Raw genomic sequence first — 19,997 nt, 5'->3', positions numbered from 1 at the left:
TTTATATGGGCGGATAGTCAGTTGAGGCATCATGTATAGTCAATCAACTTAACTTTTACTACGGCGTTGCTGCGCCTTGTCATACTACCGGTACTGCCTGCGGCTTGCTGCCTTGTATTAAAAATGTGTTGATCGACTATATCGTTCGGCGGTTGTGCCGGCCGCAGGCCTTTGCCAAACCTTGTCTGCGGCATGTTTCCGCATCGCGCGTGCCGCCCGTCGGGGCTTGCAAAGGTTGCAGCCCTTGCATAACGCCGATATCCCAAGCCTTGCCAACCGTATTACAATAACGCTTCTTTTTTCAGACGGCCTCATTATGGATTCACAACTTTTTATCGGAATAATGTCCGGCACCAGCATGGACGGTGCGGATGCCGTGCTCGTGCGTATGGAAGGCAACCGCTGGCAGGCCGCCGAGGCACATGTTTTCTTGCCTTACTCAGGCCGTCTGAAAAGCGATTTGCTGGCGTTGCAAAACACCGGCCATAACGAATTGCACCGCAGTATGGTTTTGGCGCAGGAGTTGAGCCGGTTGTATGCCGACACAGTCGGCCTGCTTCTGGAGGAGCAGAATCTCAAGCCCGAACAGATTGCCGCAATCGGCTGCCACGGCCAAACCGTGCGCCATGCGCCGGAAGCGGGATACAGTATCCAACTGGCCAATTTGCCGTTGTTGGCGGAGTTGAGCGGTATTTTTACCGTGGGTGATTTCCGCAGCCGCGATTTGGCGGCGGGCGGGCAGGGGGCACCTTTGGTACCCGCTTTTCACCATGCTTTGTTTCACAGTGCCGGAGAAACCCGCGTGGTATTGAATATCGGCGGTATTTCCAACATCAGCGTTCTGCCGCCGCAAAGCCCCGCTTTCGGTTTCGATACCGGCCCCGGCAATATGCTGATGGACGCATGGACTCGGCACGTTTGGCAGCAATCCTACGATAAAAACGGCGAAAAGGCCGCACAGGGCAAAGTACTGCCCGAATTGTTGGACAGGCTGCTCGCCCATCCTTATTTCGCTTTGCCGCACCCGAAAAGCACGGGGCGCGAATTGTTTTCGATCGAATGGCTGCTGCCCCAGCTTTCAGACGGCCTCGATCCGTATGACGTGTTGCGGACCTTGCTCGAATATACCGTGCAGAGCATTGCCGACGCAGTGGCCGTTGCCGCCCCCGAAGCAAAGAATCTGTACGTTTGCGGCGGCGGCATCAGAAACGCGGCTTTGATGGAAAGCCTGACCGCCCGCCTTGCCGCACGGCAAACCGCCGTACACAGCACCTCGGCTTTGAATCTCGATCCGCAATGGGTCGAAGCGGCCGCTTTCGGTTGGCTGGCTGCGTGCTGGGTGAACGGCACGGCCGGAAATCCGCATCATGCCACCGGCGCGGGCAAACCGTGTATTTTGGGCGCGGGCTACTACGCTTGAATGGCTTTGCAGGCCGTCTGAAAACCTTTTTTCAGACGGCCTGTCGATTATTGCGGCAATATAAAGGGGCGCGCGAAACCGATGCCGTTGCCGCTTTACTTTATTTGAAACGATTCAGTCGACTTGTTCTCAATAAACCTAATCATCTAAAGAGGAAACACAGATGGATATTCTTACCCGCCTGCAAAGCCTGCCGGCCGGCAAATTCCACCTCAAACTTTTACTGCTCATCGGGTTGGGGTGGTTGTTTGATGCCATGGACACCGGCATGGTGTCGTTTGTATTGGCGACTTTGGGCAAGGAATGGAATTTGGCACCGTCGGAGCTGGGTTGGATTGTCAGCGCCGGCTTTATCGGCATGGCTTTGGGGGCGGTGTTGAGCGGCCGTATTGCAGACCGCATCGGCCGTAAAAACGTATTTGTCGCCACGATGGTGGTTTACAGTATCGCCACGGGTTTGTGCGCCTTTGCTTGGAACCTCGAGAGCCTGCTGTTTTTCCGCTTCTGGGTCGGGTTCGGCTTGGGCGGCCAGTTGCCGGTGGCGGTGTCGCTGGTGAGTGAATATGCGCCGCCGAAAGTGCGCGGGCGTTTTATCGTGCTGCTGGAAAGTTTCTGGGGTTTGGGTTGGTTGGCGGCGGCGTTGGCATCGTATTTCTTTATTCCGCATTACGGCTGGCAGAGTGCGTTTCTGATCGGCGCGCTGCCGGTGTTTTACGCATTTTTCGTGTGGAAACAACTGCCGGAATCGGTGCCGTATCTGCTTCACAAAGGGCGCATTCGGGAAGCGCATGAAATCGTGTGCAGGCTCGAAGCCCAAGCGGGGCGGCCGGTGGTTGGGGAGGCTGTGGTTCCCGTGCTGCCGCCGGCGGAAAAAATCCGTTTCGCCCAACTCTGGCAGGCCCCTTTCGGCAAGCGCACTTTGATGCTGTGGCTGATTTGGTTCGGCATCGTGTTTTCGTATTACGGCATTTTCACTTGGTTGCCGAAGCTGCTGGTGGAGCAGGGGCATACGGTGGTGAAAACCTTTGAATATGTGCTGGTGATGATTCTGGCGCAATTGCCCGGCTATTTCGCGGCGGCGGTGCTGGTGGAAAAAATCGGCCGCAAGGCTACGCTGGCAGGTTTCCTGTTTGCCTGCGCCGTGTGTGCGTATTTCTTCGGCCGCAGCGATTCAGTGGCGATGATTATATTTTGGGGCTGCTGGATGTCGTTTTTCAATTTGGGCGCATGGGGCGTGCTCTATACTTACACGCCGGAGCTGTATCCGGTGCGTTTCCGCGCCTTCGGTTCCGGTTGGGCGGGTGCGGTCGGCCGTGTCGGCGGGATTGTCGCGCCGATGGTGGTTGCGGCGATGATCGGCAGCGAAGGCGGATTTGGGCGGATTTTCGTGATGTTTACCGCCGTGCTGATGGCTGTGGTGGCGGTGATTGTGGTGCTCGGTGAAGAAACCAAAGGCCGCACGCTGGAAGACATCAGCAGGTAAAACCGTCGGCAATTGAATTTAAACGGCTGGAGGCCGTCTGAAGAACAAGAGTGTGTTTTATTGTTTTTCAGACGGCCTCAGGCTTTCAGTTTCAGGAAACAGACTATGGACATCAGCAAACGCCATTTGCGGCAGGCCGTAGAGCGGCACATTATCAACGAGCGGCAAGCCGATGATTTGTGGGCGTTTTGGCAGCAGCAAAACAGCCATGTGCCGCAGTTTAGCTTTACCCATGTTTTGTATTATCTCGGCGGGCTGCTGGCCATCGGCGCAATGTCGCTGTTTATGAACCTCGGCTGGGAAACTTTCGGCGGGGCGGCGATTGTGGTGCTGTGTTTGGTTTACGGCACGGCAGGTGTGGCGCTGACCGAATATTTCCGCAAACGCAGTCTGCACATTCCGGCGGGCATTTGCGCCACTTTTGTGGTGGTGCTGGTGCCGCTGGCGGTTTACGGTGCGCAGCAGGCATTGGGTTTTTGGCCGGACGAGAAGATGGTTTACCGCGACTACCATTATTGGATTGACTGGCGCTGGCTGATGATGGAGCTGGCAACGCTGGCCGCCGCTGCCGTGATGCTGTGGCGTTACCGCTATCCGTTTTTGGTGATGCCGGTGGCGGTAACGCTGTGGTATATGTCGATGGACGTTGCCGATTGGATTTTCTACGGCCACGGCGGGGTTGACGATTGGACGTTTAAGCAGCAGGTTTCGGCTTTGTTTGGCGCGGTGATGATTCTGCTGGCGTTTTGGGTGGATTTCCGCAACCGAAGCGGGCGCGATTATCCGTTTTGGCTGTATCTTTTCGGCGTGATCACGTTTTGGGGCGGCCTGAGCTTTATGGAGTCCGACAGCGAGTGGAACAAGTTTATTTATTTCTTGTTGAACATGGGCATGGTGTTCGCCGGCGTATTAATCCGCCGCCGCGTGTTTGCCGTGTTCGGCGTGCTGGGGATGTTCGGTTATTGCTGGCATCTGGCCGATAAGATTTTTAAAGACAGTTGGCTGTTTCCGATTTCGCTCACGCTGATCGGTTTGCTGATTGTATGCATCGGCGTGTGGTGGCAGAAGAACGACGCGGTTTATACGCAAAAGCTGCAAAACAAGATGCCGCAAGCGGTGCGCCGTTTTTTACAGCGTAAATTCCAATAGCCGAAAGGCCGTCTGAAAAAGTTTTAGCGAAGCCCGTTGAGCGGGGTTGGGCGAAGCTCACAAAGTCCGCTTTCAGACGGCCTCTCCTTCAAACCGGCTCCGGTTAAAGCCGCTTTTTTTGTATCAAATCAAAAATTGATTTTATATTCGGGAAACATGCCTTTTGAGTGAGGGTAACGGATAACCATTTCGTTTTGCCGGAGAGTATAATGCCCAAACGGAAAACCCTGAAACCTTTGCAAAAACACAATATGCGGTGTGTTTCTGAGTTGTTGCCCGTTTGTCTGCCTCGTGATGTGTCTGCCGCCGCTGTGTTGCCATATGCTCCGAACTGTATCGGTTTTTAGCGTTTTGACAAGGTTTTGTTCCATATCCAATCTTTAACCAGCTTGAAACGGAGACTGTTATGCCCAGACTTGCCCAAAAAACCGCTCTTGTTACCGGTGCTGCCCGCGGCATCGGCGAAGCCATCGCCCGTAGCTTTGCCGCCGAAGGCGCTTTCGTTTATCTCAGCGACATCAGACACGAAGAAGGCGAACGCGTTGCCGAAAGCATCGGCAGCAACGCCCGCTATCTGCCGCTGGACGTGCGCGAAGAAAACGATTGGGAAAAAGCCGTTCAAACCATTCTCGCCGAGCAAGGCAAACTCGATATTCTCGTGAACAACGCCGGAATTACCGGTTTGGAGCAGGGAGCGGTCCATAATCCCGAACACGCCAGCCTTGACGACTGGCACGCCGTACACCGCACCAACCTCGACGGCACTTTCCTCGGCTGCCGTTGCGCCATCCGCGCCATGCGCCCGCAAGGTAGCGGCTCGATTATCAACATTTCCTCACGTTCCGGCCTTGTCGGTATTCCTTCCGCCGCCGCATACGCTTCCAGCAAAGCCGCCATCCGCAACCACAGCAAAAGCGTCGCCCTTTATTGTGCGCAGCAAGGGCTGAAAATCCGTTGCAATTCCATCCATCCGGCCGCCATCTTTACCCCGATGTGGGAACCGATGCTCGGCGAAGGCGAAAAACGTACCGCCATCATGGAAGCGATGGTGCGCGATATTCCCGTACACCGCTTCGGCCAATCGGAAGAAGTGGCCATGCTTGCCCTGTTGGTGGCTTCCGACGAAGCCACCTACATTACTGGCAGCGAATTCAATATTGACGGCGGTTTGCTTGCCGGAACATCGGCCAGCCCGAAGCAATAAAAACATAACCCGCACTTCATCGGCAGATGCTTTTATCCGCCGCTGCCGGTATCTATCCCCGAAGGCCGTCTGAAACATGATTTCCATTTCTGCAAAACCCTGTTTTCAGACGGCCTTTTCCTTTGCCAAACCTCCCCAAAACCGCTATCCTTTTCCCTTTTTTTCAGCTTCAACACCTTCACCATGAACATCATTTCCACCATCGCATCAGAATTAAACGCCACCGCCGCCCAAATCCAAGCCGCCGTCGAACTGCTCGACGACGGAGCCACCGTGCCCTTTATCGCCCGCTACCGCAAAGAAGTTACCGGTGGGCTGGACGATACCCAACTGCGCCATCTCGCCGAGCGTCTGCAATACCTGCGCGAATTGGCAGAGCGCAAGCAAACCGTTTTAAAAAGCATTGAAGAACAAGGCAAACTTACGCCCGAACTTCAGACGGCCATCGAAGCGGCCGACAACAAAACCGCGCTCGAAGACCTCTACCTGCCCTACAAACCCAAACGCCGCACCAAAGCCCAAATCGCGCGCGAAAACGGTTTGCAGCCCTTGGCTGACAGCTTGTTGCAGAGGCCGTCTGAAAACCCCGAAACCGCCGCCGAAGCCTATCTGAACGAGCAAGTACCCGACACCAAAGCCGCGCTCGACGGTGCGCGCGCCATTCTGATGGAACAGTTCGCCGAAGATGCCGAACTGCTCGGCAACTTGCGCGAAAAACTGTGGAACGAAGCCGAAATCCATGCCCAAGTGGTTGCCGGACAAGAAGATGCCGGCGAAAAATTCAAAGACTATTTCGACCACCGCGAACCCGTCCACAGCATGCCGAGCCACCGCGCACTGGCCGTATTGCGCGGCCGCAACGAAGGCGTGCTGCAAGTCGCCCTCAAATACCAACCCGACGAAACCCCGATTACCGAGCAGAGCGAATACGAAAAAATCATCGCCAAACATTTCGGCATCGCCGATCAAGGCCGCCCTGCCGACAAATGGCTGCGCGACACCGTGCGCCTCACATGGCGCGCCAAAATCTTCCTCTCGCTGGAGCTTGAAGCCTTAGGCCGTCTGAAAGAAGCCGCCGACACCGACGCCATTACCGTGTTCGCCCGCAACCTCAAAGACCTGCTGCTCGCCGCCCCCGCCGGCCGCCTCGCCACCATGGGCCTCGACCCCGGCTTCCGCACCGGCATCAAAGTGGCCGTAGTGGACGACACCGGCAAGCTGCTCGACACCGCCGTTGCCTATCTGCACCAAGAAAACAACGCCTTAGCCACCCTTGCCCGCCTCATCAAACAACACGGCGTGAAACTGATTGCCATCGGCAACGGCACCGCCAGCCGCGAAACCGACAAACTCGCCGGCGAATTGGTGAAAGGCCTGCCTGAAATGGGATTGCACAAAATCGTCGTCAGCGAAGCCGGCGCATCCGTTTATTCCGCTTCGGAGTTGGCCGCCAAAGAATTCCCCGAGTTGGACGTTTCCCTGCGCGGCGCCGTTTCCATCGCCCGCCGCCTGCAAGACCCGCTGGCCGAATTAGTGAAAATCGACCCCAAATCCATCGGCGTTGGCCAATACCAGCACGATGTCAACCAAAGCCAACTCGCCAAATCGCTGGATGCCGTGGTGGAAGACTGCGTGAACGCAGTCGGAGTAGACGTGAACACCGCCTCCGCCCCCCTGCTGGCGCGCATTTCCGGCCTCAACAGCACGCTGGCGCAAAACATCGTTGCCTACCGCGACGAAAACGGCGCGTTCGACAGCCGCAAAAAACTCCTCAAAGTACCGCGCCTCGGCGAAAAAACCTACGAGCAGGCCGCCGGCTTCTTACGCATTAACGGCGGCAAAGAACCGCTGGACGCATCCGCCGTCCACCCCGAAGCCTATCCCGTTGTCGCCAAAATGCTCGACGACCTGCACATCAAAGCCGCCGACCTCATCGGCAACCGCGAAAAAATCAAACAAATCAAGCCCACCAGCTACACCACCGACCAATTCGGCCTGCCCACCATCATGGACATCCTCGCCGAACTCGAAAAACCCGGCCGCGACCCGCGCGGCGAATTTCAGACGGCCACCTTTGCCGAAGGCATCAACGAAATCAGCGATTTACAAGTCGGCATGATTTTGGAAGGCGTAGTGAGCAACGTCGCCAACTTCGGTGCATTCGTCGACATCGGCGTCCACCAAGACGGCCTCGTCCACATCTCCGCCTTATCAAATAAATTCGTCCAAGACCCGCGCGAAGTCGTGAAGGCCGGCGACGTAGTCAAAGTAAAAGTGCTGGAAGTCGACGCCGCCCGCAAACGCATCGCCCTCACCATGCGCTTGGACGACGAAGCAGGCAGCGGTGCGGCAAGAAGCGGCAGGCCGTCTGAAAACGGCAAACGCTTAGGCAGCCCACAAAACAAACGACAGGAAAAACCGATAGGCAACACCGCAATGGCAGATGCGTTTGCTAGATTGAAAAGGTAAGGTCGTCTGAAAATCCGTTGAGGAGATAGGTTTAACCAATCTGGGGAGATTTTCAGACAGGCATTTTGCATCAAAGTAGATAATAAGTGGAACTACCATATGAAACCAAGATTGTGTTTAAGAACCGATGATACTTGGCATTCTTTGGCATGAGGGAAGCCAATAGTCTTATTCTGAGTGTAAAAATTTTGTTCAAATATCTTTTTCATGCTATTTTTGGAAAAATTTTCCAAAAATAGCATGAAAAAGAGGCTTTGTATGCTTATTGACTTCACTGTGAGTAACTACCGTTCTTTCCGTGAACAACAAAATTTCAGTATGGTAAAAACAAAAGGTGATGAACAGCCAAGTAATACTTTCCGTATTGAAAATATTAAGGGACTGGAACTGTTGAAAACGGCAGCAATTTATGGTGCCAATGCAAGTGGAAAATCTAATTTTCTTAAAGCATTAGAAACAATGAAGCGTATTGTTACCAATACTTCACAACGCGGAGACAAACTGCCGCTTGCCCCATTTAAATTGGATAAAAAATGTTTGGCAGAACCTACAGAATTTGAAATTACTTTTATCGTTCAAAATATCCGTTATCAATATGGATTTAGCGCAACAGAATCGCAAATTTTTGATGAATGGCTATTTGCTTATCCGAAAGGGCATTCTCAAAAATGGTTTGAACGGATTTGGGACAATGAAGCAAAAAAACATCATTGGAAGTTCAGTTCTTTTCTCTTAGGTACTAAACAAGTTTGGCAGCAAGCTACTAGAGATAACGCCTTATTTTTATCAACAGCAGTTCAGTTAAATAGCGAACAGTTAAAACCATTATTTGATTGGTTTGATAATAATTTAAAGTTTAGTGGTGTAAATGGCTTTTCTCCTGGATTCACTGTAATGAAATGTACCGAAGGTAAAAAAGATAAGATCGTTAGGCTATTGAAAGCTGCTGATTTTAATATTGATAATATTAGTGTGAAAACAGAGGATTTTGACCCTTCTCATTTGCCTGATGATATGCCCGAACCATTAAAAGAGTTTTTATCTGAAAAATTAATAGGTAAGAAAGGATTTGATTTAGAAACAATCCATCAAGATAATCATGGAAATCCAATTTCTTTTGATTTCGATGATGAATCAGACGGCACTCAAAAATTCTTTTCATTTGCAGGGCCAATTTTAGATGTGCTGGAAAATGGTTACACCTTATGTATTGATGAGCTGAATGTGAATATGCACCCTAAATTAGTGCAGTTTTTAGTTGAGTTATTCCATGCCCCCGCCAACAATCCGAAAAATGCCCAACTAATTTTTACTACACATGAAACATCCATTCTGAACCAAAATGTTTTCCGTCGCGATCAGATTTGGTTTTGTGAACGGGATAATAAGCAGTCCTCTATTCTTTATCCTCTATCTGATTTCAGTCCCAAAAAAGGAAAAGAAAACTTGGAGGCAGGTTATTTATCCGGTCGATATGGAGCATTACCGTTTATTGATGCTTTTAATTTAGAGAGATAAGTATGGGTAGTGATGATTTATTTAAAAAGCGAAAAGCCAAGAAAACATCTGAATTAAAACGGAAAAAGTATTGTGAACCGTATAAACGGATTTTAATCGTCTGCGAAGGGGGGAAAACTGAGCCTAACTATTTTATCGGTTTAAGAAACCATTATAGATTGAGCACTGCGAATATTGAAATAGCTGGTGATGAGTGTGGTTCTGATCCCAAAAGCGTTGTTAAACATGCAAAGAAAAGGTTTAGAGAAGAAAATAAAGCAGGGAATCCTTTTGATGAAGTTTATTGCGTGTTTGATAAAGACTGTCACCCTAATTATCAAGAGGCAATAAATGATATTCAAAATTTCAGACCAGAAAATACATTTTTTTCCATAACATCCGTTCCTTGTTTTGAGTATTGGTTACTATTGCATTTTACATATACGACTAAGCCGTATTTAAAACCAACATCATCAGATAGTTCATCTGCAGAATTAATTAAACAGTTAAAGCAATATTTACCCGAGTACGAAAAGGGAAAAATTAATGTATTTAATGAGTTACAAAAAAATCTAGATACCGCAATTGCAAATTCAAAAAAATCATTAGAAGCAGCGGAAAATCAACAGATCGATAATCCTTCTACAAAAGTGCATATTTTGGTTGAAAAGTTGAAAAATTTAAATAAGCGATAATCAGCTTCTTAATAAGAAGCTGTTTTAATTAAGTAGTGAGTGTGGCTGGCTGCATTCTTCATTTCACAGCGATGTGCAAAAAGGGCTGTTTCCCGCCTATTGGAGCGGACGCCTGTCTGAAAACGTGCAGAACCTTTATCATGAGTAGGAGGGATGTAAACCCACCGTATTAATACTGGAGCGATATGAGTAATTGGTGGGTTTAACCCACCCTACCCGAAAGGCTGTCTGAAAAATGACCATCGCCCCCTGCCGCCATTCCCCCCGTTTAATGCTAAATTCCTGACGCTCGGTTCCTTCCTAAAGTCGTAGGTACAGACTAAGCATAAAATAGCTACGTATGAAAAAATTGTTTTATCAAACATTTAGGCAGCCTGAAAAAGAAACCTCATGGCCGACAATACTTTAATCCTCTACACCACTTCAGACGGCCTGTCCCAATTTATCTTGCGCGAGCTGGGCGGACAGCTTTGGCTTACGCAGGCGGAAATGGCTGGGTTGTATCCCTACGCCGCAATCCGTTACCCGGTATATCCACGCCATTTATTAGGAAAATGAAATCAGTAAAACGGCAACTTGTAAGTAATTCTTACAAGTTCAAACCGAAGGCCGGCGCGAGGTAAAACGGTGTTTGAAGCATTATTCCCTGCCGATGATTATCGCTGTCAGCTACTGCGTGCGTTACGCAATTCCGCCAATGGGTGACGCGCACTTTGGGAGAGTACTTGCAAAAAAGCTTTGTGCTGGATGACGAACGTTTGAAAAATCCGCCGGTCGGCACATTGCCTGCTCCGGATTATTTGGATGAATTGCTGGAACGCATCCGCGATATCTGCGCCAGTGAAAAGCGGGTGTATTTACGTGTGCGTGAGATTTTTGCGCTGGCCGCGGATTATTAGCCCAGCTTTAAAGAAACCACGCAATTTTTTAAAACCATTCAAAACAAACTGCATTTCGCAGCAACTGGGTATACCGCTGCGGAGCTGGTTTATCGGCGTGTCGATGCCTCCAAACCGGTTAATGGGTTTAACGCATACGACCGATGGCGTAGTTCGTAAAAAAGATATTAAAACGGCCAAAAACTATTTAAACGAAAAAGAAATCAGCCAGTTAAACCGCATAGTTACTATATGGCTGGATTTTGCCGAAGATCAGGCACAGAGAAAAAAGCAAGTGTTTTTAAAGGACTGGGCGGAAAAGCTGGATCAATTTTTAGCGTTTAACGATCGTGAAGTGCTGCAAGGTGCAGGTAAAATCAGCAAAAAACAGGCCGATGCTAAAGCGGAAGCCGAATATGAACGCTATATGGCTGCACAGCGTCAAATCAGAGAACAGCAGGGAGAAAACGATATTGCCGAATTATTGCGCTTGCAAGCTAAAAAGCCCGAGTAGCCGTTTTGTAACAGATTAGGCCGTCTGAAATTTCAACGGCTGCCAATTTATCATTTTATTTCCTTCAACCATGAACTGCTCCGATATTGAAACCCACCCCTTGCCCCCTTTCACGCCTTCCAATGCCAAGCTATTGATGCTCGGTTCTTTCCCGCCGCCGCGTGCGCGTTGGAAGATGGATTTTTATTATCCGAATTTTCAAAACGATATGTGGCGGATTTTCGGTGTGGTGTTTTTCGGCAATAAGGATTATTTTGTCGAGGCGGGTGGCAAGGCGTTTAAAGAAGAAGTGTTGCGGGCATTTTTGGCGGATAAAGGCATTGCTATCAGCGATACGGCACAGAAAGTTATCCGCTTGCAGGGCAATGCTTCGGATAAGTTTTTGCAGATTGTCGAGCCGGTAGATTTGCAGGGTTTGTTGGCGCAAATGCCGCTTTGCCAAGCGGTGATGACTACGGGGGAGTTGGCGACGGATACTTTGTTGTCTTTGATGCCGTCTGAAACGGGCAAGCCGAAAATTGGCGGGTTTGCGGAAGCGGAATATTGCGGGCGTGTGCTGCGGCTCTACCGCCTGCCTTCTTCTTCGCGGGCGTATCCTTTGGCTTTGGAGAAGAAGGCGGAGGTGTACGGGCGGTTTTTTGAGGAAATCGGCTTATTGTGAAGAACGGAAAAGGGGATTTTTATGCTTTTCAGACGGCCTGTGAAGATTAATAGCGTGGCACGGTCGGGTTGATTTGCAACGACCACGCGTCAATGCCGCCTTGTAAGTTATACAGTTTTTCAAATCCCATATCGGCCAAATACATGGCTGTGTGCAAGCTGCGGATACCGTGGTGGCAGTAAACCACAATCGGGCGGTCGTCCGGCAGTTCGTTATGGCGTAGCGGAATCAGGTTCATGGGTATGTGGATGTGATCGGGCAGGGCGCAGAAGGCGACTTCTTCGTCGGTGCGTACATCGAGCAGGGTTATCGGTCGGCCGTCGGTAAGCCATTGTTGCAGTTCGGTCGGGCTGAGTTGGGGGATCATATTGGTTGTGTGTGTGTGATAAAAGGTTGTAGGGATATATGTTTAAACGAATATGCCGTCTGAAAAGTTCAGACGGCATATTTTTGTCGGTCTATTATTAAAAGTTGAATTTGCTTGCCGGCTGTAAAGTTTTCGTTTGCAGTGTGGGAATCAAAGTGTCGAACAGCACGGTTTCGGTAAAGTTGTCGCCGTTGCGGGTAATCAGCAGTGCGTGTTGCACGGGGGCTTCTCCAACCACGACCACCATGCGTCCGCCGTTTTTGAGTTGGGTTTTCAAAATTTCAGGAATATCCGGCACGCCTCCGCCGACGTAAACGGCATCAAACGGGCCGCCGCTGATTTCGCCTGCCAAGCCGTCGCCGATTTGGTAAGTGATTCTGTCTAAGCCGAGTTTGTCCAACACGGCTTTGGCGCGCTGCTGCTGCGCGGCATCAATATCCACCGTTACAACGGTGCCGGCCAGTTTTTGTAAGAGTGCGGAAGCATAGCCGGAACCTGTGCCAATTTCCAATACTTTATCTTCGGATTTGAGTGCCAGCCCTTGAATCAGGCGGGCAACGATTTTAGGTTCGAGCATACTGCCGCCGTTGGGCAAAGGCAGGGTTTTGTCGGCATAGGCCAATGCTTGATGGGCTTCGCCGACGAAATGTTCACGCGGGATGTCGCTTAAGGCATCGAGAACGTTGAAGTCCAACACGTCCCAAGGACGGATTTGTTGTTCTACCATGTTGAAACGTGCTTTTTCAAAATTCATGCCGTGCTCCGTGTAGTGTGGTTGGTGTGATATGTGTGTGATTATAATGGTTTTGGATATGGTTTGACAGTATTTCAGACGGCCCCGTTGTGATGTTCGGCGATGATGTCTGCCAGTTGGCCCAAGTAAAGTGCGTCGGTTTCACCGAATTGGGAAACTTGGTCGGCATCTACGTCTAAAACGGCAATAAGCTGCTGATTTTTGTCGAAAATGGGCACTACGATTTCTGATTGCGATAATGATGAGCAGGCAATATGGTCGGGGTGTCGGTTTACGTCTTCCACCACGATGGTTTTGTTTTGCGCCCAAGATTGTCCGCATACTCCCCGTCCGAAAGGAATGCGTGTACAGGCCAACGGTCCTTGAAACGGCCCGAGTACCAGTTCGCGGCGGTTGTGGTCTGCCAGATAGAAGCCCACCCATAGCCAGCCGAATGCGGCTTTCAATACGGCGGAAATATTGGCTAAATTGGCGATCAGGTTGGGTTCGTCGCTGATCAGGCTTTCGATTTGCGGCAGGATTTCTTGGTAAACCGCTGTTTTTTCGGTGCTGTTGATTTGAAGGGTATGCATAATTTTAAGGCCGTCTGAAAAAATTGGGTATTATTGCGGTTCGGAGAGAGTCGGTCAAGAGTCGGCCGCTTGCTTGGAACAAAAGTTTTTTTCGGTTGGTCTGACTAATGGATTTTTAACAGGCCGTCTGAAAATAGAGTTTGCATATGTGCAAAGACAAATTTGCAAAACGGGTAATGCATTGCGATTGATTTTGGCCGCATCAAGTATGCACACGATGTTTGAATGTGCGTTACAATGCAAGTATTTTGTTAGCTCAGCATAAAGGAATAAACCATGTGGGAACAAAAATGGGTTATTGGTAACTGGAAAATGAACGGTCGCTTGCAAAACAATAACGCTTTGATGCACCGTTTCCGCATCTTACCCTCTGTTGACCGTGTGGCTATCGGTTTGGCAGCCCCCACGGTTTATCTGCTGCAACTGCATAACGCCATGCAGATTGTGTTGGGCAACCGCATCTTGACTTGTGCCCAAGACGTAAGCCGTTTTGCCGGTAACGGTGCCTATACCGGCGAAGTGTCCGCCGAAATGATGGCGGACGTGGGAGTGGATATCGTTTTGATCGGCCACTCCGAGCGCAGTTTGTATTTTGGCGAAAAAAACGAAATCCAACGCCAGAAAATGGAGAACGTATTAAATGTGGGTTTGATTCCGCTGCTGTGCGTCGGGGAAAGTTTGGAGGAGCGGGAAGCAGGGCATGCGCAAGATGTCATTGCACACCAACTTTCCATTTTGAAAGGGTTGGATACTAAAAAAATAGTTGTCGCTTATGAGCCGGTATGGGCCATCGGTACGGGCAAAGTGGCCACTACCGAACAGATTGCCGAAATGCACGCTTTTATTTACAAACAAATCTTGTCATTATGCGGCGACGATGTTAAAATCCGCGTTCTTTACGGCGGAAGTGTCAATGCAAACAATGCAGCCGATATTTTTGCCGTGCCCTGTGTTGACGGTGCCTTGGTTGGCGGCGCATCATTATCTTATGATTCGTTTACCGCCATTATCAACGCCGCACAAGAATCATAGAGATTATGGAAGCTTTTAAAACCGTTATTTGGATTATCAACATTTTTGCCGCCCTTGCCGTAGTGGTGCTGGTTTTGATGCAGCACGGCAAAGGTGCAGATGCAGGTGCCACATTCGGTTCGGGCAGCGGTAGTGCACAAGGTGTATTCGGTTCGGGCGGTAATGCCAACTTTTTGAGCCGTAGTACGGCAATTGCCGCTACTGTGTTCTTTGTAACTTGCATCGCAATGGGCTATATCCATACCCATGCAACCAAGCATGGCTTGGATTTCAGCAATGTACAGCAAAGCAGCCCTGCGAAAAACCAAGGTGCGCCGGCGGGCAGTCCGAATCAAACGCCAACTGCTCCGCAAAAGTAACAGCAAAGTTTTCGTAATTTAAAGTTTTATGCCGACATGGTGGAATTGGTAGACACGCTATCTTGAGGGGGTAGTGACCCTAGGTCGTTCGAGTTCAAGTCTCGATGTCGGCACCATCAAAAGAAAACAGCCCAATTTTCGGGCTGTTTTTTTACGTCTAATACCGTCTAACGCCATAAACCAAGATTAAAGCATAGCAAGGCTTTCAGCCCGATTAAGGGTGTTTTCAGACGGCCTTAATTATCCAATACAGTAAAATCCCGTCTAATTGAATAAACCAAAAAACGGGGGTATATTTAGGGGTATCTGAAAAACACCCCTAAAAAAATACCCCCAAATGCCGCTAAATGACCGCCAAATAAAGAATGCCAAGCCCGCCGCCAAGCCATACAAACTGGCAGATGGCAAGGGTATGTTTTTACAGGTTACACCAGCGGGCGGGAAGTTATGGCGGTTGAAATACCGCATAGACGACAAAGAAAAATTACTTTCAATCGGCAAATATCCCACCGTTTCTTTAAGCGAAGCCCGAGAAGCCGCCGAAAATGCCCGCCGCCTGATTGCAACAGGGCAAGACCCCAGCGCAGCCAAGCAACAGGCCAAGCAAGAGCGGCAGGCAGCCCTACTCAATACCTTTGAAGCAATAACGCGCCGATGGCATAGCGAGAACCTGCACCGCTGGAAGCCCGACAATGCCGCCCGCATTCTCAATCACTTTTCAAAAGACGTTTTCCCGTATATCGGCGGGCAACAGATAGACGGTATAGCCGTAGCAGACGTGAAAGCCGTAATCGAGCGCATAGCCGCCCGCAATGCAACCGCTACCGCTGAAAAAATCAGGCAATGGATAGCCGCCGTATATGGCTATGCCGCCATGCTGGAAATAACCGACCGTAACCCCGCCGCCCCATTACGCGGCTTTTTGGCCAAAGCGGAAACCCGCCATTTACCCGCCTTACCCCGTGAAGAACTGGCCGAGTTTTACCGCCGCTTGATATTGGCCGATATTGACCCGCAAAACCGCATAGCCGTAATGCTGGTTATGCTGGTGTTCGTAAGAAGCACCGAATTACGCGGCGGCCAATGGCATGAAATAGACTGGCAGGCGAAAACATGGACTATCCCCGCCGAGCGAATGAAGCTACCCCGCGCCCATGTGATACCGCTTTCAGATTGGACGCTGGAATTACTGCAAGAGCTACACGGCCACACAGGACAAACGCCTTATTTATTCCCCAGCCGCACAAAAACGGCAGGATTTATCAGCGAAGCCACCCTAAACCGAATTATCGAGCGGCTAGGATACAAAGGCACGGCCACGCCGCACGGATTCCGCAGCTTGGCCAGCAGCGTATTAAACGAACAGGACTTTAACCCCGATGCCATAGAACGGCAGCTTGCCCATGTGCCGAAAGACAAAATCCGCGCCGCTTACAATCGGGCAGAATACTGGCCGCATAGGGTAGAAATGATGCAATGGTATTCAGACTATTTACGCGAGCGTTACAACCAAGCCCGCGCCATGATTGAGAGTGAAACAGCTGGCCGAGAATAGGCCGTTTGAAAATATAAAACACCAGCCCTGCCGCTGGTGTTTTTTTATGCCGATGCCCTTGCTACTGCCCGACTTTTCCCGCCATAAACGGGAATTTTTGCTTAAACCTGCCTGATTTTTGATAAAAAGTGATTAAAAACAATCAGAAAATAATCATTTTTTTATCATTTTTGCCAAGAAAAAATGAAAATCAAACCCCTATTTTGATAAATTTTGACTATCAAATTTTCAATAGAGCGCAAACTCAAAATAAACACCCCCCTACCATGAACAATAAACACAGATGCCAATGAATAGGTTTTAAGCCCATGCGACATTTAACCAAAAAAATAATGACAGAATCATTCCCGATGGCTTTTTTCAATGTGTTAATTCACGTTTGGAAAACGACCATAAACATAATGACATAAGAATAAAAAAGCATAAAGTTATGCAAAGACAACCCCGCCATGACAAAACGCCTGCAAAACAAGTGTTTAAACAGGGTATTAAAACGATTTTAAACCCCCATTAAAAAAATCAAATAATGTCAATATCATTTATTATTTATTTTTAAATGGATTTAATTTTTAATAATCAAATTAGTAAACATTAATTTACTGTAATCAAGCACTTCACTTGTTTTAAATTTCAATATGGCTTTATGCTGAAAAAGCAATACAACAGCATCAAAGGCAATCAAACCATGACAACCCAATCCATCTTGAGAGTAAAGCAAGTAGCAGCACGATTAGGTATTTCATCTGCCGCCGTCTGGTACAAATCCAATCCCAAGAGCCGCCACTATGACGCAGATTTTCCCAAACCTTTCAAAATATCAGCCAACGCTACGGGCTGGCTTGAAAGCGAAATCAGCGGCTATATCGAAAAACTGGCAGAAAAAAGGCTTATCACAGAAAGAGACAAAGCATGAATTTACAAGACATTAAAATCACAAGTGAAAATCTGCCCTTAGTAATCGACATCATGCCCGATAAATTCCACGAGCTTAAAACCGTAGTAGGGGAAGAAGCCGCGCTAAATCTTTTTCAAAAACACGGCGGGGCAAATATGCCGATTGGATTAAACAAAACCAAAAACGGAAAAAAGCTTTACGCGGAATTAGTAGAATCAATCGGCAATAAAGCCGCTGAAAAATTTACAGAAGCGTTTGCCGCAAGGAGCCGTAGTTTCTATGTTTCAAATTGTCTGAAAGCAAAAATCAGATTGCGAAACATGGTGATTAAAAAAGATTTTGACGAAATCACAAACGGCGGCATAACCAGCCCCCGCGCCGTGAATGATTTAGCCGTGAAATACGGTTTATCAGCCCGCGCAATATGGTTTATTTTAAAAACTTAACTCACTAGATATAAAAGGAAAATTTAAAATGGCTTACCAAATGACAGTTGATAATATCCATTTGTTTACAACCAACCCATTATCTGATTTTTCACGGATAGCAGATGCAATAGGCAAAGAATCCGCCTGCAAGCTGTTTAATGCTTTTCAGGAACAAGGCGATATTATTAAGCCGATTAATTTTGATATGCCATACGCAAAAAATTATGCGTATCACGCCATGTTTGAAAATCAGTACAACAAAATCAAAGATGTGATTGGCGAAGAAGCAACCAACAAACTGGCGCAAGCCGAGTTTGTGCAATATACACGCACAATCAGGATTATCGACCACCCCGCGCAAGGCCAAAAAATGCTTGCCGACTGGTACGAAGAAAACGGCATAGAGCCCGTAGTATCCGAAGACCATTTTTCAACACCACGGGCTACACGGTTTCAGCCGCATAGCTGGTAATGAAAGGGGGGAATCATGGCAAAACATGTAAAATCATCTAGGGCAAAAGCAAGCAAAATGAATTTTGCTTTAGCCAATAAACACCTCAATAAGCATCTAAGACAAAACAAATTAAATGCAAAACGTAAATCACCTGTAATGGGTGTGCATCTGCATTACCGCTGATACGGCCAAGCATCAAAGCCGTCTGAAACCCCGCACCAATCCCGCCAACCCCACCCCAGCCCCGCCCGTAAAACGGCAGGGGCGGGATTAGTGCAACTCAATCAAGCATATAACCATTTGATTTTAATCAAAAAGGAAGATTTATGACCCAACAAAACACACCAGCCATTACCACGCCCGACGAATTGAAAACAGCCTTTGCCGAATGGCAGGAAATCAACCGCCAAATGCAACAGGCCGAAAATAAACAAGCGGGCAAACTGGCCGCCCTGAAAGCCAAACATGACAGCGAAACCGCCCCATTGGCCGAACGAATGGCCGAACTGGAAACCCGCATCAAAGCCTATGCCGCCGCCCATCAAACCGAGCTTACAGGCGGCAAAGGCAAAGCCGCAGCCATTGGCACGGGCTTTATCAAATGGCGCAGCGGGCGCGATTCCGTACAGATAAGCAGCGATACAGAAACCGTAATCGCCGAACTCAAACGCCGCCGACTATCCCGCCTGATACGCGTAAAGGAAGAAATCAACAAAACTGCCGTATTGGCCGATGCCGCCGCATTAGCCAAACGCCCGATAAACGGCCTGCAAATCGTGAAAGGCAGTGAAGAAATCATATTACAGGCATAACCACCGCGCCCAAATGTTCCCAATATGCAACGCGCAAACAAGCAGGCATAAAAACGTACTTGACACCCGCCCGCAGCAGGGGCAATAATGGCCGCGTTACTGTAAATCCAGTAACCAGCCGTGAGAAGCTGAATACATAGGCAAGCAAGCCGCCCCGAATATCAGAGCTATCCGATAGCCCGAATATCAGCGGCGTTTCTATTGTTTGCATTCCCCTTGTTTTACCTTTTTCAATGGCAGGCGGGGGCAAAGCGGGCTTTATGCCCACTGGTTCTATGTGCCAGTTTCTCACACTTTGCCCTTTGTCTGCCGCCCCACGCGTGAGAACGTGAGCGGCGGCGGAAAGACCACATAGAAAGGTAAACATCATGAATCAAAATCAAACCCAACAGGCCGCCGCGCCGCAATCTAAACAGAATCCCTTATTCAATTTACAACATGACGGCATAGGCACGTTTTTAGCCATTGCTTCGAACCAAATCAGCCAATGGCAACGAGACGGCAAATTAAGCGAAGCCGACACCGTTGTTTTACAAGAGCAAATCAACTGCACTTTGCTTTATATGGGCAAGACCGTATCAGACCTTGCCGCCTGCAATATGGACTACACCAACCAAGACGATAACACCCTATGCGCCGCCTTGAGCATTACAGGCCAAATCATGCAAGAAATGGCGGGTATCAGTTATACGCTTGAGCATAACCGCGCCACATTGCGCCGTGATGCGGAAAATGCCGCCAAACAGGCAGCCCAAAAGCCCAGCGGCGAAGAATGGCCGAACTGCTAAAGGCCGTCTGA

General features: G+C 49.2%; 21 protein-coding genes, 1 tRNA gene and 1 pseudogene. 20 read left to right on the top strand and 3 right to left on the bottom strand.

Going from position 1 to position 19,997, the window contains the following annotated elements:
• The first annotated feature begins 316 nt into the window (after positions 1 to 316).
• From Q0X97_RS08545 to Q0X97_RS08490, 10 genes and pseudogenes are all read left to right on the top strand, one after another.
• Positions 317 to 1,420: an anhydro-N-acetylmuramic acid kinase gene (locus Q0X97_RS08545; RefSeq protein ID WP_302066910.1), complete on the top strand. Its 1,104-nt coding sequence runs from the start codon at positions 317 to 319 to the stop codon at positions 1,418 to 1,420.
• Positions 1,421 to 1,583: 163 nt separating this feature from the next.
• Positions 1,584 to 2,903 (top strand): MFS transporter, encoded by a 1,320-nt coding sequence (locus Q0X97_RS08540; RefSeq protein WP_302066909.1) that lies wholly within the window; start codon positions 1,584 to 1,586, stop codon positions 2,901 to 2,903.
• Positions 2,904 to 3,008: 105 nt separating this feature from the next.
• A complete protein-coding gene (locus tag Q0X97_RS08535) occupies positions 3,009 to 4,052 on the top strand; it encodes a DUF2157 domain-containing protein (RefSeq protein WP_302066908.1) in 1,044 nt (347 codons plus the stop codon).
• A 406-nt stretch (positions 4,053 to 4,458) separates the two neighbouring features.
• Complete coding sequence (locus Q0X97_RS08530) at positions 4,459 to 5,256, top strand: glucose 1-dehydrogenase (protein WP_302066907.1); 798 nt, start codon at positions 4,459 to 4,461, stop codon at positions 5,254 to 5,256.
• Between the two features lie 183 nt (positions 5,257 to 5,439).
• A complete protein-coding gene (locus Q0X97_RS08525; protein WP_302066906.1) occupies positions 5,440 to 7,725 on the top strand; it encodes a Tex family protein in 2,286 nt (761 codons plus the stop codon).
• 258 nt (positions 7,726 to 7,983) lie between these two features.
• Positions 7,984 to 9,243, top strand: a complete 1,260-nt coding sequence (locus Q0X97_RS08520) for an ATP/GTP-binding protein (RefSeq protein ID WP_302066904.1) — start codon at positions 7,984 to 7,986, stop codon at positions 9,241 to 9,243.
• A 2-nt stretch (positions 9,244 to 9,245) separates the two neighbouring features.
• A complete protein-coding gene (locus Q0X97_RS08515) occupies positions 9,246 to 9,917 on the top strand; it encodes an RloB family protein (RefSeq protein WP_302066903.1) in 672 nt (223 codons plus the stop codon).
• Between the two features lie 390 nt (positions 9,918 to 10,307).
• On the top strand, positions 10,308 to 10,475 hold the full coding sequence (locus tag Q0X97_RS08510) for a hypothetical protein (protein ID WP_302066902.1): 168 nt from the start codon (positions 10,308 to 10,310) through the stop codon (positions 10,473 to 10,475).
• 82 nt (positions 10,476 to 10,557) lie between these two features.
• A pseudogene (gene rhuM / locus Q0X97_RS11900) lies at positions 10,558 to 11,309 on the top strand (RhuM family protein); the annotation flags it as partial.
• A 70-nt stretch (positions 11,310 to 11,379) separates the two neighbouring features.
• Positions 11,380 to 11,970 (top strand): uracil-DNA glycosylase family protein, encoded by a 591-nt coding sequence (locus Q0X97_RS08490; protein WP_302066900.1) that lies wholly within the window; start codon positions 11,380 to 11,382, stop codon positions 11,968 to 11,970.
• A 46-nt stretch (positions 11,971 to 12,016) separates the two neighbouring features.
• On the opposite strand, the gene Q0X97_RS08485 is transcribed toward Q0X97_RS08490, so the two are convergent.
• The 3 genes from Q0X97_RS08485 to Q0X97_RS08475 all read right to left on the bottom strand — a co-directional run bounded on the left by Q0X97_RS08485 (position 12,017) and on the right by Q0X97_RS08475 (position 13,663).
• Positions 12,017 to 12,337, bottom strand: a complete 321-nt coding sequence (locus Q0X97_RS08485) for a rhodanese-like domain-containing protein (RefSeq protein WP_302066899.1) — start codon at positions 12,335 to 12,337, stop codon at positions 12,017 to 12,019.
• A 97-nt stretch (positions 12,338 to 12,434) separates the two neighbouring features.
• Positions 12,435 to 13,091 carry a protein-L-isoaspartate O-methyltransferase gene (locus Q0X97_RS08480; protein ID WP_302066898.1) on the bottom strand — a complete coding sequence of 219 codons (657 nt, stop codon included), beginning with the start codon at positions 13,089 to 13,091 and terminating at the stop codon, positions 12,435 to 12,437.
• Between the two features lie 74 nt (positions 13,092 to 13,165).
• The gene (locus Q0X97_RS08475; protein WP_302066897.1) at positions 13,166 to 13,663 is read right to left on the bottom strand and encodes a GAF domain-containing protein; all 498 of its coding nucleotides are present in this window, start codon (positions 13,661 to 13,663) and stop codon (positions 13,166 to 13,168) included.
• A 276-nt stretch (positions 13,664 to 13,939) separates the two neighbouring features.
• Between Q0X97_RS08475 and tpiA the strand changes: the two genes are divergently transcribed.
• The 10 genes from tpiA (at position 13,940) to Q0X97_RS08425 (ending at position 19,986) form a co-directional block, all read left to right on the top strand.
• On the top strand, positions 13,940 to 14,695 hold the full coding sequence (tpiA, locus tag Q0X97_RS08470; protein ID WP_302066896.1) for a triose-phosphate isomerase: 756 nt from the start codon (positions 13,940 to 13,942) through the stop codon (positions 14,693 to 14,695).
• 5 nt (positions 14,696 to 14,700) lie between these two features.
• Positions 14,701 to 15,054, top strand: coding sequence for a preprotein translocase subunit SecG (gene secG, locus Q0X97_RS08465; protein WP_302066895.1), 354 nt, complete (start codon positions 14,701 to 14,703; stop codon positions 15,052 to 15,054).
• 30 nt (positions 15,055 to 15,084) lie between these two features.
• Positions 15,085 to 15,170 (top strand) — tRNA-Leu (locus Q0X97_RS08460).
• A 221-nt stretch (positions 15,171 to 15,391) separates the two neighbouring features.
• On the top strand, positions 15,392 to 16,609 hold the full coding sequence (locus tag Q0X97_RS08455) for an integrase arm-type DNA-binding domain-containing protein (protein WP_302066894.1): 1,218 nt from the start codon (positions 15,392 to 15,394) through the stop codon (positions 16,607 to 16,609).
• Positions 16,610 to 17,294: 685 nt separating this feature from the next.
• Complete coding sequence (locus Q0X97_RS08450) at positions 17,295 to 17,522, top strand: AlpA family transcriptional regulator (RefSeq protein WP_126303753.1); 228 nt, start codon at positions 17,295 to 17,297, stop codon at positions 17,520 to 17,522.
• A complete protein-coding gene (locus Q0X97_RS08445; protein ID WP_302067709.1) occupies positions 17,519 to 17,950 on the top strand; it encodes a Mor transcription activator family protein in 432 nt (143 codons plus the stop codon). Before Q0X97_RS08450 ends, Q0X97_RS08445 begins: the two co-directional genes overlap by 4 nt.
• A gap of 28 nt (positions 17,951 to 17,978) precedes the next feature.
• The gene (locus tag Q0X97_RS08440; RefSeq protein WP_302066892.1) at positions 17,979 to 18,404 is read left to right on the top strand and encodes a hypothetical protein; all 426 of its coding nucleotides are present in this window, start codon (positions 17,979 to 17,981) and stop codon (positions 18,402 to 18,404) included.
• Between the two features lie 15 nt (positions 18,405 to 18,419).
• Positions 18,420 to 18,569, top strand: a complete 150-nt coding sequence (locus Q0X97_RS08435) for a hypothetical protein (RefSeq protein ID WP_302066891.1) — start codon at positions 18,420 to 18,422, stop codon at positions 18,567 to 18,569.
• Between the two features lie 143 nt (positions 18,570 to 18,712).
• A complete protein-coding gene (locus Q0X97_RS08430; RefSeq protein WP_302066890.1) occupies positions 18,713 to 19,198 on the top strand; it encodes a host-nuclease inhibitor Gam family protein in 486 nt (161 codons plus the stop codon).
• Positions 19,199 to 19,566: 368 nt separating this feature from the next.
• A complete protein-coding gene (locus Q0X97_RS08425; protein ID WP_126303760.1) occupies positions 19,567 to 19,986 on the top strand; it encodes a hypothetical protein in 420 nt (139 codons plus the stop codon).
• The last annotated feature ends 11 nt before the right edge of the window (positions 19,987 to 19,997 follow it).

The organism is Neisseria sp. MVDL19-042950 (assembly GCF_030504625.1).
Lineage (GTDB): Bacteria > Pseudomonadota > Gammaproteobacteria > Burkholderiales > Neisseriaceae > Neisseria.
This window is presented reverse-complemented; position numbering and strand designations above follow the sequence as displayed.

Bases quoted from the DNA above. Each gene is read 5' to 3' on its own strand.
- Q0X97_RS08450 (WP_126303753.1), top strand. From the start codon at position 17,295: ATGACAACCCAATCCATCTTGAGAGTAAAGCAAGTAGCAGCACGATTA.
- Q0X97_RS08440 (WP_302066892.1), top strand. From the start codon at position 17,979: ATGGCTTACCAAATGACAGTTGATAATATCCATTTGTTTACAACCAAC.
- secG (WP_302066895.1), top strand. From the start codon at position 14,701: ATGGAAGCTTTTAAAACCGTTATTTGGATTATCAACATTTTTGCCGCC.
- Q0X97_RS08445 (WP_302067709.1), top strand. From the start codon at position 17,519: ATGAATTTACAAGACATTAAAATCACAAGTGAAAATCTGCCCTTAGTA.
- Q0X97_RS08535 (WP_302066908.1), top strand. From the start codon at position 3,009: ATGGACATCAGCAAACGCCATTTGCGGCAGGCCGTAGAGCGGCACATT.
- Q0X97_RS08480 (WP_302066898.1), bottom strand. From the start codon at position 13,091: ATGAATTTTGAAAAAGCACGTTTCAACATGGTAGAACAACAAATCCGT.
- Q0X97_RS08510 (WP_302066902.1), top strand. From the start codon at position 10,308: ATGGCCGACAATACTTTAATCCTCTACACCACTTCAGACGGCCTGTCC.
- Q0X97_RS08540 (WP_302066909.1), top strand. From the start codon at position 1,584: ATGGATATTCTTACCCGCCTGCAAAGCCTGCCGGCCGGCAAATTCCAC.
- Q0X97_RS08520 (WP_302066904.1), top strand. From the start codon at position 7,984: ATGCTTATTGACTTCACTGTGAGTAACTACCGTTCTTTCCGTGAACAA.
- Q0X97_RS08545 (WP_302066910.1), top strand. From the start codon at position 317: ATGGATTCACAACTTTTTATCGGAATAATGTCCGGCACCAGCATGGAC.
- Q0X97_RS08475 (WP_302066897.1), bottom strand. From the start codon at position 13,663: ATGCATACCCTTCAAATCAACAGCACCGAAAAAACAGCGGTTTACCAA.
- tpiA (WP_302066896.1), top strand. From the start codon at position 13,940: ATGTGGGAACAAAAATGGGTTATTGGTAACTGGAAAATGAACGGTCGC.
- Q0X97_RS08530 (WP_302066907.1), top strand. From the start codon at position 4,459: ATGCCCAGACTTGCCCAAAAAACCGCTCTTGTTACCGGTGCTGCCCGC.
- Q0X97_RS08455 (WP_302066894.1), top strand. From the start codon at position 15,392: ATGCCGCTAAATGACCGCCAAATAAAGAATGCCAAGCCCGCCGCCAAG.
- Q0X97_RS08515 (WP_302066903.1), top strand. From the start codon at position 9,246: ATGGGTAGTGATGATTTATTTAAAAAGCGAAAAGCCAAGAAAACATCT.
- Q0X97_RS08425 (WP_126303760.1), top strand. From the start codon at position 19,567: ATGAATCAAAATCAAACCCAACAGGCCGCCGCGCCGCAATCTAAACAG.
- Q0X97_RS08435 (WP_302066891.1), top strand. From the start codon at position 18,420: ATGGCAAAACATGTAAAATCATCTAGGGCAAAAGCAAGCAAAATGAAT.
- Q0X97_RS08485 (WP_302066899.1), bottom strand. From the start codon at position 12,337: ATGATCCCCCAACTCAGCCCGACCGAACTGCAACAATGGCTTACCGAC.
- Q0X97_RS08430 (WP_302066890.1), top strand. From the start codon at position 18,713: ATGACCCAACAAAACACACCAGCCATTACCACGCCCGACGAATTGAAA.
- Q0X97_RS08525 (WP_302066906.1), top strand. From the start codon at position 5,440: ATGAACATCATTTCCACCATCGCATCAGAATTAAACGCCACCGCCGCC.
- Q0X97_RS08490 (WP_302066900.1), top strand. From the start codon at position 11,380: ATGAACTGCTCCGATATTGAAACCCACCCCTTGCCCCCTTTCACGCCT.